This window comes from Thermodesulfobacteriota bacterium, assembly GCA_031082315.1.
Classification (GTDB): domain Bacteria; phylum Desulfobacterota; class QYQD01; order QYQD01; family QYQD01; genus QYQD01.
Window position 1 is genome coordinate 252,779 of the sequence record JAVHLC010000001.1, and the last position, 13,383, is coordinate 266,161.

A 13,383-nucleotide genomic window follows, 5' to 3' on the forward strand; every position below is an offset into this window, starting at 1 on the left:
TAATTATATTTTTATATTTGCTTCAGTTTCCTGTACATTCCTGACTTTTTTAAATGATAAACTAAGCGGCTTCGGTGTGTTATCTCCTTTGGATGATTTCTTCCACCTGGAGAGCTATTTCGGTCGCCTGGATCTGTTCCCATAACTCAATAGGCCAGTGTCCACCACTTATAAGGGCGTCACAAAAAACATGCATCTCGTCAAATAAGCCCTTGTCCTGATTCTTTTTTTTAAACCCTGAAAGCTTTGAGCCATGAATATCAACAGATTTATAATCGTTAAGTTCAATTATCATTCCGTCCACATATATCTCCATTCGTTCCTTAGGCAGGTCCCGTGAGCCCATGGCCGTATATACCAGGTTAGCAACGGACCCATCTTCGAAAGTGATAGTAGCTATAAAATTATCATTTTCAAGGTAGTAGCCGTTGGCTTTAGAGATTGCAGCAGCCTGAACAGAAGTGAATTTAGAACCTACAATGTAGGTAAATAGGTCATATATGTGACACGCCTCGCCGATGTTCCGCCCCCCACCCTCAGGACCATGTACCCAACTATCGGATGGAATATATCCGGCGTTCATGCGGTAATTTATGATTAATGGATTGGTCCTCTTTTCAACTACTTCTTTTATTCTCCTTATAAAAGGAGCGAATCTCCTGTTAAAGCCTGCCATAAGGATTTGGCCGCTATTCTCTTTAGCGTTAAAGTAAGCGCATATCTCTTCCATCTCCTTACGCTTTACCGCCAGGGGTTTCTCTACAAAGACATGTTTGCCTGCCCTGAGGGCAAGCAGCGCGTACTCGGCATGAAGGTTATGCCGAGTACATATGATAACAGCATCGGTTTCCCTGTCATCAAGTATCTCATTAATATCCGTTGTCGCATAAGCCGCATCATAGCGCTTCGACACCGTGAGAACTTTGTGCCCGCTACGGCTCATAACCCCTCTCAAAATGCATCTATCCGAAAGCCTTTTGATATTCGGGAGATGATTCGATAGGGCAAAATTCCCTGCACCTATTAAAGATATGCCTATTTTTGACTTCTTAACAACCTCAGCTGTTGAATTTTTAATGACCAGAGATTCCGCGCCGTTCTTCTTCTCCGGATATTCCAAAAGCACCATCATGGCTCCGGAGCTTAATTGGGCATAAGCCTGAGGGGCTTCATCTATTATTTTACGGTCGCTTATCAAAGATGCCACGTCTATACTCTTGTTCGCCAGAAGATCAAGGTATGCCGACATATTGCGGTTTTCGGTCCATCGAACGTAACCGATCGGATAATCCATCCCATTTTCCTCATATGCCGTATCGTATCTTCCTGGCCCGTAGGATGTTGAGATAAAAAAATCCAGTTCCTTACTGTAAAAATCGCTTCGATTTAAATTTAATCCGATATCCCCGATCAAAACCACTCTTCCTTTTTTTCTGCACATATTAAAAGCTGTAGATATAACCTCATCCGAGGGAGTAGATGCACAAATCACCACGCCGTCTGCGCCATGGCCCATTGTCAATCTGTAGGTATGCTGAACGGGATCCAAAAGTTTCGAATTGAACGCCCACCGCATTCCCAACGACGCAGCAATGTTCACTCTATCATCATCAGTGTCAATACCAAGCGCTTTACACCCATTCGCTTTTAGCAGTTGTCCTACAATCTGCCCGATGGCTCCAAGCCCTATTACCACAAAAGTTTCCCCTAATGTGGGCTGCAATCTGCGTATACCCTGAAGCGCAATGGCCCCAATCGTTACTGTAGATGCAAGGTCAGCGGCCAGATTGTCCGGCACCTTAACCACAAGGTTCTTGGGGACGCAAACCAACTCGGCATGATTGGCAAACTGGCCACCAACCGCAACCAAGCCCCCTTCCGGGAATCCCTTTGCGCCTTTTGAGCCCACCACTCTACCCGCTGCAGAGTACCCCATCGGGAATTCAGCCTCGAGGGTACTACGAGCAATACTAAGCGAATTAGAAAGCCCGCGATCTTTAATGCTATGAATCACTCTGTGGGGTTGTTCGACCACGCGTTTCCAAAGCGGTTTCGCAGAATTCTTGATTCCAGCCAACTCGGTGCCGCTGGATATGCACGAGTACAGGAGCCGCACCAGCACACGTCCATCAGACAACATTGCGGCCGGCACATCTTTAACCAAAATCTGTCCTTTTTTGAGTAATACCTGTTTCATTTGTCCACAGTTTTGCCCGCCACACCGAAAATCATTATTAAAGTGCCGGGAGTCTGTCGGAGTTAGATTTCGGCCCGGCAAGCGGATTCAAGCCCACGCCTCCGATTTTTACTCATTAGCTTTTTTTCTACGGGCAAATGATTCCTGTATAAAGGCACCAAATACACCAATCATAAAACCTGAAAACGTACCTAATGATACAACGCGAAACGTTTTGGGTCTGGCAGACCCTTCGGGCAATATGGCGGGGTCTACAACCCTGGTATTTTCTGAGCGCAGTGGGCTGTTGGCTAACCGAACTTCTCCAAGCCTTTGTTTTAAGGTACCCAGGTTGTTTCCCCTATCGTTTAAGTTTGCGGTAAATAGGATTACCGCCGGGACGTCAATTTTTGGATTCCTCTGGATTTTCGCCAGGTTTTCCCTCAACACCCTGATTTCTGCTTCGGAAGCAGCTATCCGGACGTTTAAATCTGCTTCAATGTCCCTGGCTACTCTCATGGCCTCATCAAACCTTACTTTATGCCTTTCTACTACCTCGTTAGCTACGGCATTTACAATCGCCACGGCCTGTTCGGGAGATTCAGCCTCGGTCTGAACATTGATTAAGTTGGTGTTTCGCTCTACAGAGGCATTTATATTTAGATGCTTCGGTTTAAGACCATTTTTCTGTATAACCGTGGCCAGAAAAGGCCTGCTTTTAATTTGGGCTGCAACATTATTCACATCATCGATACTGCCCATATTCCCTATACATCCTACGCTCAAAATTAGCTCAGAGCGGTAACTCTTGGGGAGCAGAAGGCTTATGACGGCAGCCGATATAGCGCAGAGGAGGGTAATAGACAAAATAAGCACTTTTCTTTTCCACAGAACTCCAAGATAAGCCCACAGGTCTATTTCGTCTTCGCAGATATCGGGAAGTCTTTCGTTGGTATTCATGAAGTCTCCTTAAAAAGATGGCGGGCTGGAATGTTCTGGAGGGGGATTAAACCACCAGTCGAGAAATTTCCTTGCTACTTTAACCGCCTTTTCGCATCTCTCCTTGATTTCAAAGACAGAAGCCAGTTTGTATTTGTTAGTTCTTTCTCATTTCAAGTGGGTAATCCAAACATCCCCGATCGTTTCTTTCACAAGTTTTGAAGCTCCCCGCAGTCCGCCTTGGGCGGACGGGGAATCTCCGTATGCAAGGTAAAATGCATCGTATTCGCTCGCTATGCATGTTCAAAATATATAATTGTCTGTTTTAAGCCCTCTTCCAGGCCGATCTTCGGTTCCCAGCCGAGTGTCTCTCTGGCCAGTGTGATATCCGGTTGTCTCTGGATCGGGTCGTCCTGGGGGAGCGGTTTGAATACGATCCTGGACTTTGAGTTGGTCAGGCCGATGATTTTTTGAGCCAGCTCCAGGATAGTAAACTCTCCTGGGTTGCCCAGATTGACCGGCCCGGTAAGGTCGTCCGGGGAGTCCATGAGGCGGATAAAGGCCTCGATCATGTCATCCACATAGCAAAAAGACCGGCTCTGAGAGCCAGCGCCAAAGACAGTGATGTCCTTTCCAGAAAGGGCCTGCACTATAAAGTTGCTTACCACCCGGCCGTCGTTGGGATGCATGCGCGGGCCGTAGGTATTGAATATCCTGGCCACCTTGATGCGCAGTCTGTGCTGACGGTGGTAATCAAAAAATAAGGTCTCGGCACAGCGCTTACCCTCATCGTAGCAGGAGCGGAACCCAATGGGATTGACGTTTCCCCAGTAGCTTTCTGGTTGTGGATGAACCTTCGGGTCTCCATAAACCTCGCTGGTCGAGGCCTGAAGTATCTTGGCCTTGAGCCGTTTGGCCAGCCCCAGCATATTGATAGCGCCATGTACGCTGGTCTTGGTAGTTTGGACCGGATCATGCTGGTAGTGAATGGGGCTGGCCGGGCAGGCCAGGTTGTAGATTTCATCCACCTCGACATATAGAGGAAAGGTGATATCGTGGCGCAACACCTCAAGGCAGGAATGGTCCAGGAGAGGCTGAATATTCGCCTTTGTACCGGTAAAAAAGTTATCGACGCATATCACCTCATGGCCGTCTTTAAGCAGTCTCTCGCAGAGATGGGAACCAAGAAATCCGGCTCCGCCGGTAACCAGAATTCGCTTACGTAGGTGCATATAGATAACCTCGCTTTCTTTATTATTCAGAAAATCCTTTTAAATCCCCCCAGCCCCCCTTTGCAAAAGGGGGGCTGGGGGGATTTTCATGGTTCGCAGGTGGTGCCTCCACAACGAGCAATTGTTAGGGATTAGACGTAATTTGGTGCGGCGCCAATGAGAGTAAATCAAAAACCATCCGCTCAGAGCCGCCGTTTTCTCTTATGTCTCTTATTTTTTCATCACAGTCTTCTATAGTGGTTATAAATATCGCGGCCTCGGGTAGCGTGGAAAGGTCCTCCGGCGAACAGATCGGATGACCGAAGAAGGTACCCCCTTCGTTTTTTCTGTCAATTATACCCACCAGGGTTATGGAGCTTCCGTACAAACAGTGGTACAACAATTCCGCTGTCTCTCCGGCGCCGTAAAAAATGATTGCCCGGATGCGGTCATTCTCAAGTTCCCGGAGTCTTTTCTGAATAGCTTTTCTTATATCCCGGTAAAACCTGAAACAATAGTCGAAGTACTCTGCAACCAGGCGTGATTTTGCATCCCGGCCTTTTGGCGTCAATACGTATGTTGAATGTTTAGGCGGCAGGACACAAACCTCGAAATATCCGTCTCTGACGGCGCGTTTTATAAAGAGGTTGATGAGGCCGAGGGATATATTGAGCCTTTTTGACAACTCCCGTTGGGTCACATGGCCGTTTTGTTCAACGGCATCAAGTAGGCGCAAAAAATGACGTTTTTCTCTTTCCATTATTCAAGAGATGCGTAATGGGTCATGAGTGATTAGCAAGAAAAGGACATAGCTCCGCTTTGTCGGTTACATACGTATTACCTGGTAACCGATTAAGGGGTGATTGATGGGTAGGTTAAATCACAGCGGCGTTACATCCGCCGCATCCAGTTCTACAGAAACAGATCGTTGCAAAAGTTCAAGAGAGATAACCAGCCGGTCTTTCCCTGTATTCATACGAACCAGTAAACCCTCACACCCTTCAAATGGCCCTTTGCGGACACGCACCCTCTGGCCGACCCGGAGATAGGCAAACGGCAAGATCTGCTCACCGGATGCGATAACAGTCTTTAGTGATTCAATCTGGATATCGGGTATGTCCACCGGGCGTTGGTTGTTTTCTCCGAGAAAGCGAACCACGCCATTTATTTTTAAGACCTCAAGGGCGTGATAAGGGGTAAAATTGATTCTTATGAAGATATAGCCAGGGAATAGCGGCACCTGGATTTTTAGCTTCCGGTCTTTTCTACGACTCCACCGGGTAACACAGGGGAAGAAATTTTCAATGGATTTTTTTTGTAATTGAGACCAGATGGTAAACTCGTGATGGCATCGGGTATAGATAGCATACCAACCGGCTGAAGGCGCCAGACAGGTTTGATCCGGAACGCCTCCAAGGCATGCCGGATTCTGTCCTGAGATATCTTCGTCCCTGAAGAATGGTTGAGAGTTTGACATATCCACGCTCGATTTTCGGCGCCCAAGGCGTTCAGTTTGTGAACACTATAGGAACACGAAGAACTTGTCAAGCAAAAACGCTAACAGTTGGGATAAATCAGGGCGTGGCTAAGGCGTTACAATGGCCATATATCTGGGTGGCTACTTGGTTATGGCCTGAGAACAGGATTGGGTAAGAATTAGAATATAGTGAATTTTTCTTTAGCCACCCAGATGTCATCCCCGGCCTTTACCGAAATTTGGGCCTGGCTTTTAAGCACCCTGACCAAGAGGTCGTTTTGGCGCTCCATGATGATGCCGGCGAATACCTTATTTTCCCGGTCGGCCCAGCAGGGCTCAACCTCGGCCGGTATGAAAAATCCATATTTTTTGTAGTACGGCATGGTGTCACCTCTTGATTGAGTAATGTTTCACAATTAGATACCGCAAGGAAAAATCTTTGTCAAGTACATTTTGTGAAAAAAAGAACAACATAAATTTTGGCAAATTCGTGAAAAAGCCTTTTCACCACTGAGTACGCAGAGCCCCCAGAGAAAAATATAAACTATTCAATGCGTTATCTCAGCATTCTCCGCGATCTCTGCGGTAATTTTTTACTTTTTACGAGGCTATCAATTTTGGATGCCTCCATTATTATTTGACCATTTCCTGCAAAAAGATATAAAGTCCAACGTTAGGAAAAGAGGATCTGCCTTTGAAGACAAAGAGTGTACGAACTACATTTAATTGCCAGGTCTGTGGTTACCAGAGCATCAAGTGGCTGGGCCGTTGTCCGGACTGCGGCGAGTGGAATACCATGGTAGAGGAAAAGGTAGTGAAGGACGCCGGGCCTGGCGCCGTAGCCATGGGTCTCAGTTCAGAAGATAAGCCGACGGCGATAAACGAGATAGCCCTGACTGAAGAAAAACGTCTGTCCAGCGGCAGTACAGAACTGGATCGCGTCCTGGGAGGTGGACTGGTTTCAGGTTCCATCGTACTCATTGGCGGTGACCCGGGCATCGGGAAATCCACCCTTCTCCTTCAGACGCTCTATCATGTAGGCCGGGTAGGGGCCAGGATCTTGTACGTCTCAGGCGAGGAGTCCGTCAAACAAATCCGGTTACGTAGCGAACGGATCGGGGCCGTCCATCCGAACATGTACATTGTGACGGAAAGTTCTGTAGAAAAAATCATGGGCCTGTTTCAGGATATAAAGCCTGATCTTCTAGCCGTTGATTCCATTCAAACCCTCTATACGTCTGAAATAGGGTCTGCCCCGGGAAGTGTCAGTCAGGTACGGGAATCCGCCGCCAAACTTATGGTGCTGGCCAAGGAGACCGGCGTACCGGTCATCCTGGTCGGGCATGTGACTAAGGACGGTACCTTAGCCGGGCCGCGTGTTCTTGAACACATGGTGGATGCCGTCCTCTATTTTGAGGGAGACCGGGGGCACGCCTTTCGCATCCTGCGCACGGTTAAAAACCGATACGGCTCAACCAATGAAATCGGTGTCTTCGAGATGAAAGATCGGGGGCTGATGGAAGTAGCTAACCCCTCCGAGATCTTTCTGGCGGAACGCCCGGTGGAGGCCTCGGGATCGGTGGTCGTACCCTGTTTAGAAGGGACGCGCCCTATCCTGGTAGAGGTGCAGGCCCTGGTAAGCCCCGCCGGATTTGGTATGCCCCGCCGTACCGCCATCGGTGTCGATCCTCAGCGGGTATCACTGCTTGTGGCCGTCCTGGAGAAAAAAGTCGGCCTTATGCTGCACGACCGGGATATCTATGTGAATGTGGCGGGCGGAATCCGGATCGATGAGCCGGCGCTGGATCTGGGGGCGGTGGTGGCTATTGCCTCGAGCTTTTTGGACCGGCCGGTTGATCATAAGATGGTGGTCTTTGGTGAGGTAGGTCTGGCCGGAGAGGTGCGCGGGGTAAGCCAGGTGGATATACGACTGACAGAGGCCGCCAGATTGGGTTTTACACGTTGCCTGCTTTCCCGAAACAATCTCGATCAGGCCAGGGAAGGGCAGGCCATCAGCCTGACCGGCGTTTCCAATCTCCAGGAAGTCATGGAGAATATATTCTAGCTATCAGCCATCAGCTATCAGACGTCAGCAAAATATAAGGTAAACAACATAAGGCTGAATGCTGAGAGCTGAACGCTGACTGCTCATTGTTAAGGGGCCTGCAAAAATGCCCGGAGGGCCTTGTAAGTCATATAGAGATCACCCTTATGAGCAACCTCAAAAGGCGAGTGCATGGAGAGAAGCGGCGCGCCCATATCCACGATCTCCATACCATAAATAGCCAGGAACTTAGCCACGGTGCCTCCGCCTCCCTCATCAACCTTTCCCATCCCGGCGGCCTGCCAGACGACCTTATTTTCATTGAGAATTTTTCGGATCCAGCTCATATATTCGGCATTGGCATCGCTGGCCCCGTATTTGCCTCCGGATCCGGTGTACTTGGTCAGACACACGCCATAACCCATTTTGGCATCATTTCTCTTTTCATGGACATCCTGAAAGTCCGGATCTATGGCCGCATTAACATCGGCCGATATGGCCTTGGAGCGCATTAAACAGGCATCGATGGTGTCTGACTCGATGGGAAGTTTGGCTAACCTGGCCAGGTCAAAGACAAAGCTTTCCAGGAACCTGGACTTGGCCCCGGTACTACCGTCACTACCGATCTCTTCTTTATCCAGAAACAGGGCGATGCAGGTATAGGTCGGGTCTTTTATGGACAACATGGCCGCCAGGCTGGCATAGGCTGAGGAGCGATCGTCCTGCCCGTAAGCGCCGACCATGCTGCGATCCAAACCTATCTCCCTTGCCCGGCCGGCCGGGACCACCTCCAGCTCTGCGCTGATGAAGTCTTCTTCTACGATGCCCAAATTTTCTTTTAGATAAGCCAAAATCTGTAATTTAAAACGCTCCTTGGCCTCCTTCTCTGGAAAAGGAAGGCTTCCGATCAGGACGTTTAGTTTTTCACCGACGATTATTTCGGGTAGTTTTTTCTCATATTGCGTACGCCGGGCCAAGTGGGGCAAGAGGTCGGTTATGGTGAAGACGGGATCGCCCTCTTCTTCACCGATCACTACCTTCACCCTGGATCCATCCGTCTTGATAATGACGCCGTGCAGGGATAGCGGGCGGGTTACCCACTGGTATTTTTTAATGCCCCCATAATAGTGGGTCTTCAGAAAAACCAGGTCTACATCCTCATAGAGTGGTTTTTGTTTTAGATCGAGGCGCGGGGCATCCAGGTGCGAGGTTACGATACGCAATCCATCCGAGAGAGGACGTTGACCAATAACCGCAAGGGCCATGCATTTGCCTTTATATATCCGATATACCTTAGTCCCTTTTGCGGCCGCCTCTACCGGCATACACCCTTGGCCAGAGACCTTTTCTACTATGGTTTCTACGGCCTCCCGTTCGGTCTTGGCGGCGTCCAGAAAGGCCATGTATTCCCTGGCAAAGGAGAAGACCTCCTTTTTGTCCTCATCATCGACTGTATCCCAGACCAGCCGGGCGGAAATGGTCAGTTCTTCCTGTAGCCGCTTTATATCTTTTGCCGTCTTTTTTCGCGCCATGGTAGGTTACCTCTCCCATCCTTTCCCGTTTTCCTAACATAATCACAGGTAGGGGTCAAGATGGAAAGAGAAGTCCTGTTTCTAAAAAATCCTTGACAAGGCTGGCTTACATGGTTATTACAGGCGTACATTGCTCCTTGCCCCTGCATTAAGGCAGTGGCCAAAAGTCCATAAGGAGGTTCTAAGATGGGAGTCCCAAGGAGATACGAAACTATTTTTATTGCCAAGCCAAATCTGTCCCCTGATGATCTCAAAAATCTGGCCGACAAGATGAGAGATATCATGGTTCAGGGTGGCGGCCAGATCGTTAAGTTTGATGAGTGGGGTGTAAAGCGCCTGGCCTATGCGGTCAAGAGGCATAATCAAGGCTTTTATTTTTTCACTGACTACGCCGGCACCCCGGCTCTGGTCAAAGAACTGGAAAGAAATCTCAAGATCGACGACCGGGTGATAAAGTACCTAACGGTCAAAATAGAAGATGCCCTCCATGCGGAGTCGCTCCAGGTAGAAGCCGAAGAAGAAAAAGCGAAAGAAGAACCGGCTTCGGTGGATAACCCACCTGCGAAAGCGGCTGAGTAATCCCGTAGAGTAAAAGAATGGCATTGACGAGGAGGCATCATGGCTAATTATAATCCAAGAAAGAGAACATTTATCCGTCGTAAAATATGTCGTTTCTGCGCCGACCGTAGCTTGAAAATCGACTATAAAGATTCCCGCACCCTTAGATTCTTTATTACCGAAAGAGGCAAAATTTTACCGAAGCGTATCTCCGGTAATTGCGCCGTACACCAGCGCCAACTTACCCTGGCCATTAAGCGCGCCCGTAATATTGCCCTGTTACCATACACGATTACTATCACTAAATAGGAATACGTGGCTTGGAAGAGAGAACTGGCGGAATCCCCTGGAAAGGTATCCTCCGGGGGACAATGGTGGTTTCTTTCTTTTGTTTATCCCCGGGTACCATACCAATTTTAGGTAGTATCATTGGTATTTTTACGCCCATAGCTACCCTTTTTTATCTGGTCAAGCTAGGGTGGGGCTATGGCCTGGCAGTCCTGGGTATCGCCCTTGTCTTTTCCATCTTTTTGTGGCCCTTGTTTGGAAGTGGCTCTGAGTACTTTTTTGTAGAAATTCTCATATTGGGGCCGGTCCTCTTTAGCTTCCTCAAGAGGGGTTTTTCCATCACTAAAACAGTAGGTTACGCTACCGGCCTCTTGCTTTTATTGCTATCCGCATACCTGATCTTATGGGGCATTAAGACCGGATATAATCCTTATCAGGCAGTGGTTTCTGAAATTAACCGGGGCATGGAATCCTCCCTTCGTTTTTATGAGCCGCTAAACCTTCCAAAAACCACAGTGGGGGCTATGCGAGATGCCTTACAGGATATTAAAATACTGGTGGCCAGGCTTTGGCCGGGTTTTGCCGCAGCCTCTTTATTAGTATTGGTATGGATGAATGTCTGGCTTGGTGACCGCATCCTGGAGCGCTATGGTCTGGTGAATTTTCAATTTGGCGACCTGTCGCAATGGAGCCTTCCGGACGTTCTCGTCTGGTTGGTCATCTTGGGCGCCGGGTTGGCCCTCCTACCCTACCCTGGTCCACAGACTGTGGGCACAAATCTTCTGATTTTTTTTGCTATGGCCTATCTTTTCCAGGGCCTGGCTATAGTAAGTTTTTATCTCAAAAAATATGGATTTTCCCGTTTTAAAAGGATATTATTATACAGCTTAATATGGATTCAGACCTACATGATAATAATTGTAGCGCTGGTGGGGCTGTTTGACATCTGGGCGGACTTCCGGAGATTAAAGAAAGCAGCGGATTAACCTATTCACCGCAGAGACACAGAGGGCACAGAGAAAGAATTAAACGGCAGACAGCTATCAGCAGTCCGCTTAACGTGTTGTTTGTCTTAGTTTTTTGAGGAATTCGGGTTCCCCCTTTCACAAAGGGGGATAAGGTAGTCAATGGTCAGAAGTAAAAGCTGAAAGCTGATGGCTGAAGGCTGACAGCTAAACAAAGTGGTAAAGGGGGGTATCTTATGCAGGTCATACTAATAGAAGATATAAAGGCCATGGGCAAAGAAGGGCAAATAATAAAGGTTACCGATGGCTATGCCCGGAACTTTCTTTTGCCTCAAAGCAAGGCATTAGAGGCCACACCTAAAAATATAGCCCTCTGGGAAAAAAAGAAGGCCGAGATACGAGCCAGACTGGAGAGGGAAAAGGCTAAGGCCGTTGAACTATCTAAAAAAATAGAGTCCGGCTTATGTATCATTAAACATAAAGTAGGTAAAAATGACAAACTCTATGGCTCGGTAACTACATCCGATATAGCCGATTGTCTTGCGGCGCAGGGTATTAACATAGATCGTAAGAAGATACAGATGGCCGAACCCATAAAGAGTCTGGGGGAGTTTTCCGTATCTATAAGGCTCTATCCAGAGATTACGGCTACTGCCAGGGTACAGATTGTAAAGAATGAATGACAAATTCAAAGCTCAAAGTTCAAAAAAAGCCTAAATGACTAAATGACGAAAACTTCACGGTCTGGGTTTTGCCATTTGTCATTTATTTGAACTTTGGATTTTGGCCTTTAGATTTTCCGGCTGTTTGGCCGGAACAGGTAGTTTATGGCTAGAAAGACAAGAGAAACTATAACCCCTCCGGCCAGGGTCCCGCCGCAGAATATCGAGGCTGAGCAGTGGGTCCTAGGCGGCATCTTAATCGAAAACGGGGCGCTCTTCCGGGTCTTAGAAGTAATCTTGGGAGAAGAGTTTTACCGGGAGGCACACCGCAAGATATTTGCCGCCATGCTGGGTCTCTATGAAAAAAATGAGCCCCAGGACATCGTCACGGTATCGGATTTTCTCCGCAATAGAAATGAGCTGGAAGACGTAGGGGGTATGTCCTATTTAGCCACGTTAGCGGATACTGTACCCACTGCTGCAAACATCGTCCATTATGCAAAGATCATAAGGGAAAAAGCCATCTTACGCGCCCTGATCCAGAAAACCTCAGAGATCAGCTACCGCTGCTATGAAAAGCACGACGATGTGGATAATATCCTCGATGAGGCCGAGCAGGCCATCTTTGAAATTTCGCAGGCCAAGGTCAAGCAATCTTTTTATCCAATAAAACATATTATAAAAGATAGCTTTAAAAAAATCGAACAGCTTTATGAGCGCAAGGAGCTTATAACCGGTGTCCCCACTGGATTTGATGATATAAATAAGCTCACGGCCGGGTTTCAACCTTCAGATCTTATAATTATCGCCGGCCGTCCCAGTATGGGCAAGACCTCCCTGGCCCTGAATATTGCGCAACATGCCGCCATCAAGGCAAACATTCCAGTGGCTATCTTTTCCCTGGAGATGTCTAATGAACAATTGGCAATGCGCATGCTCTGTGCCGAGGCCACGGTTGATGCCAGAAGTGTGCGCACCGGATTTTTGACTGAAAAAGATTGGCAGAAGTTGACGCAGGCGGCCAGTCACCTTTCGACCGCGCCTATCTTCATTGATGATACCCCGGCGATTTCCATACTGGAGATGCGTGCCAAGGCCCGGAGGCTGAAATCGGAGCATGGCCTGGGATTGGTTATAATCGACTACCTGCAACTGATGCGTAGCAGAGGGCCTGTTGAACGGCGGGAACAAGAAATATCCGAGATCTCCCGCTCACTAAAAGCCATGGCCAAAGAACTCCACGTGCCCGTGGTTGCCCTTTCCCAGCTCAACCGGCGGGTGGAGGAAAGGCCGAACAAGCGGCCTCAACTGTCGGATTTGAGGGAGTCCGGCGCCATCGAACAGGACGCTGATGTCATCATGTTCATTTACCGGGACAAGGTCTATAACAAGAATAGCGATGATATGACTGCCGAAGTCATTATCGGTAAGCAGCGCAATGGGCCTACCGGCCTGGCCAAGCTGACCTTCCTCGAACAATATTCATGCTTTAAGGATCAGTCCCCTACTGATCTCGTTGTATAAACTTGAA

General features: G+C 48.3%; 13 protein-coding genes. 6 read left to right on the forward strand and 7 right to left on the reverse strand.

Translation table 11 applies throughout. The annotated features are described in order from the left end of the window. Positions 1 to 79: 79 nt before the first annotated feature. From RDU59_01150 to RDU59_01175, 6 genes are all read right to left on the reverse strand, one after another. Positions 80 to 2,164: a bi-domain-containing oxidoreductase gene (locus tag RDU59_01150; protein ID MDQ7837090.1), complete on the reverse strand. Its 2,085-nt coding sequence runs from the start codon at positions 2,162 to 2,164 to the stop codon at positions 80 to 82. A gap of 141 nt (positions 2,165 to 2,305) precedes the next feature. After that, the gene (locus RDU59_01155; GenBank protein ID MDQ7837091.1) at positions 2,306 to 3,136 is read right to left on the reverse strand and encodes a Wzz/FepE/Etk N-terminal domain-containing protein; all 831 of its coding nucleotides are present in this window, start codon (positions 3,134 to 3,136) and stop codon (positions 2,306 to 2,308) included. A 272-nt stretch (positions 3,137 to 3,408) separates the two neighbouring features. Further along, positions 3,409 to 4,347, reverse strand: a complete 939-nt coding sequence (locus RDU59_01160) for an SDR family oxidoreductase (GenBank protein ID MDQ7837092.1) — start codon at positions 4,345 to 4,347, stop codon at positions 3,409 to 3,411. 124 nt (positions 4,348 to 4,471) lie between these two features. Next, complete coding sequence (locus RDU59_01165; protein ID MDQ7837093.1) at positions 4,472 to 5,062, reverse strand: winged helix-turn-helix transcriptional regulator; 591 nt, start codon at positions 5,060 to 5,062, stop codon at positions 4,472 to 4,474. 144 nt (positions 5,063 to 5,206) lie between these two features. Next, positions 5,207 to 5,803, reverse strand: a complete 597-nt coding sequence (locus RDU59_01170; GenBank protein ID MDQ7837094.1) for a UpxY family transcription antiterminator — start codon at positions 5,801 to 5,803, stop codon at positions 5,207 to 5,209. 179 nt (positions 5,804 to 5,982) lie between these two features. Beyond that, positions 5,983 to 6,186, reverse strand: coding sequence for a hypothetical protein (locus RDU59_01175; protein ID MDQ7837095.1), 204 nt, complete (start codon positions 6,184 to 6,186; stop codon positions 5,983 to 5,985). A gap of 311 nt (positions 6,187 to 6,497) precedes the next feature. Here RDU59_01175 and radA point away from each other — a divergent pair, with 311 nt between their 5' ends. Then, positions 6,498 to 7,868, forward strand: coding sequence for a DNA repair protein RadA (gene radA / locus RDU59_01180; protein MDQ7837096.1), 1,371 nt, complete (start codon positions 6,498 to 6,500; stop codon positions 7,866 to 7,868). 89 nt (positions 7,869 to 7,957) lie between these two features. Here radA and RDU59_01185 read toward each other — a convergent pair whose 3' ends face one another. After that, a complete protein-coding gene (locus RDU59_01185) occupies positions 7,958 to 9,379 on the reverse strand; it encodes an aminopeptidase (protein MDQ7837097.1) in 1,422 nt (473 codons plus the stop codon). A 186-nt stretch (positions 9,380 to 9,565) separates the two neighbouring features. Between RDU59_01185 and rpsF the strand changes: the two genes are divergently transcribed. The 5 genes from rpsF to dnaB all read left to right on the forward strand — a co-directional run bounded on the left by rpsF (position 9,566) and on the right by dnaB (position 13,376). Continuing rightward, a complete protein-coding gene (gene rpsF / locus RDU59_01190) occupies positions 9,566 to 9,958 on the forward strand; it encodes a 30S ribosomal protein S6 (protein ID MDQ7837098.1) in 393 nt (130 codons plus the stop codon). 39 nt (positions 9,959 to 9,997) lie between these two features. Then, complete coding sequence (gene rpsR / locus RDU59_01195) at positions 9,998 to 10,246, forward strand: 30S ribosomal protein S18 (protein ID MDQ7837099.1); 249 nt, start codon at positions 9,998 to 10,000, stop codon at positions 10,244 to 10,246. Between the two features lie 11 nt (positions 10,247 to 10,257). Continuing rightward, complete coding sequence (locus RDU59_01200) at positions 10,258 to 11,211, forward strand: DUF2232 domain-containing protein (protein ID MDQ7837100.1); 954 nt, start codon at positions 10,258 to 10,260, stop codon at positions 11,209 to 11,211. Between the two features lie 215 nt (positions 11,212 to 11,426). Next, on the forward strand, positions 11,427 to 11,873 hold the full coding sequence (gene rplI, locus RDU59_01205; GenBank protein ID MDQ7837101.1) for a 50S ribosomal protein L9: 447 nt from the start codon (positions 11,427 to 11,429) through the stop codon (positions 11,871 to 11,873). Between the two features lie 144 nt (positions 11,874 to 12,017). Then, positions 12,018 to 13,376, forward strand: coding sequence for a replicative DNA helicase (gene dnaB / locus RDU59_01210; GenBank protein ID MDQ7837102.1), 1,359 nt, complete (start codon positions 12,018 to 12,020; stop codon positions 13,374 to 13,376). Positions 13,377 to 13,383 lie beyond the last annotated feature (7 nt).

What these genes read in the sequence shown, in the direction of transcription:
- rplI (MDQ7837101.1), top strand. Translation starts at nt 11,427, where the DNA reads ATGCAGGTCATACTAATAGAAGATATAAAGGCCATGGGCAAAGAAGGG.
- dnaB (MDQ7837102.1), top strand. Translation starts at nt 12,018, where the DNA reads ATGGCTAGAAAGACAAGAGAAACTATAACCCCTCCGGCCAGGGTCCCG.
- rpsR (MDQ7837099.1), top strand. Translation starts at nt 9,998, where the DNA reads ATGGCTAATTATAATCCAAGAAAGAGAACATTTATCCGTCGTAAAATA.
- rpsF (MDQ7837098.1), top strand. Translation starts at nt 9,566, where the DNA reads ATGGGAGTCCCAAGGAGATACGAAACTATTTTTATTGCCAAGCCAAAT.
- RDU59_01160 (MDQ7837092.1), bottom strand. Translation starts at nt 4,347, where the DNA reads ATGCACCTACGTAAGCGAATTCTGGTTACCGGCGGAGCCGGATTTCTT.
- RDU59_01155 (MDQ7837091.1), bottom strand. Translation starts at nt 3,136, where the DNA reads ATGAATACCAACGAAAGACTTCCCGATATCTGCGAAGACGAAATAGAC.
- RDU59_01175 (MDQ7837095.1), bottom strand. Translation starts at nt 6,186, where the DNA reads ATGCCGTACTACAAAAAATATGGATTTTTCATACCGGCCGAGGTTGAG.
- RDU59_01185 (MDQ7837097.1), bottom strand. Translation starts at nt 9,379, where the DNA reads ATGGCGCGAAAAAAGACGGCAAAAGATATAAAGCGGCTACAGGAAGAA.
- RDU59_01170 (MDQ7837094.1), bottom strand. Translation starts at nt 5,803, where the DNA reads ATGTCAAACTCTCAACCATTCTTCAGGGACGAAGATATCTCAGGACAG.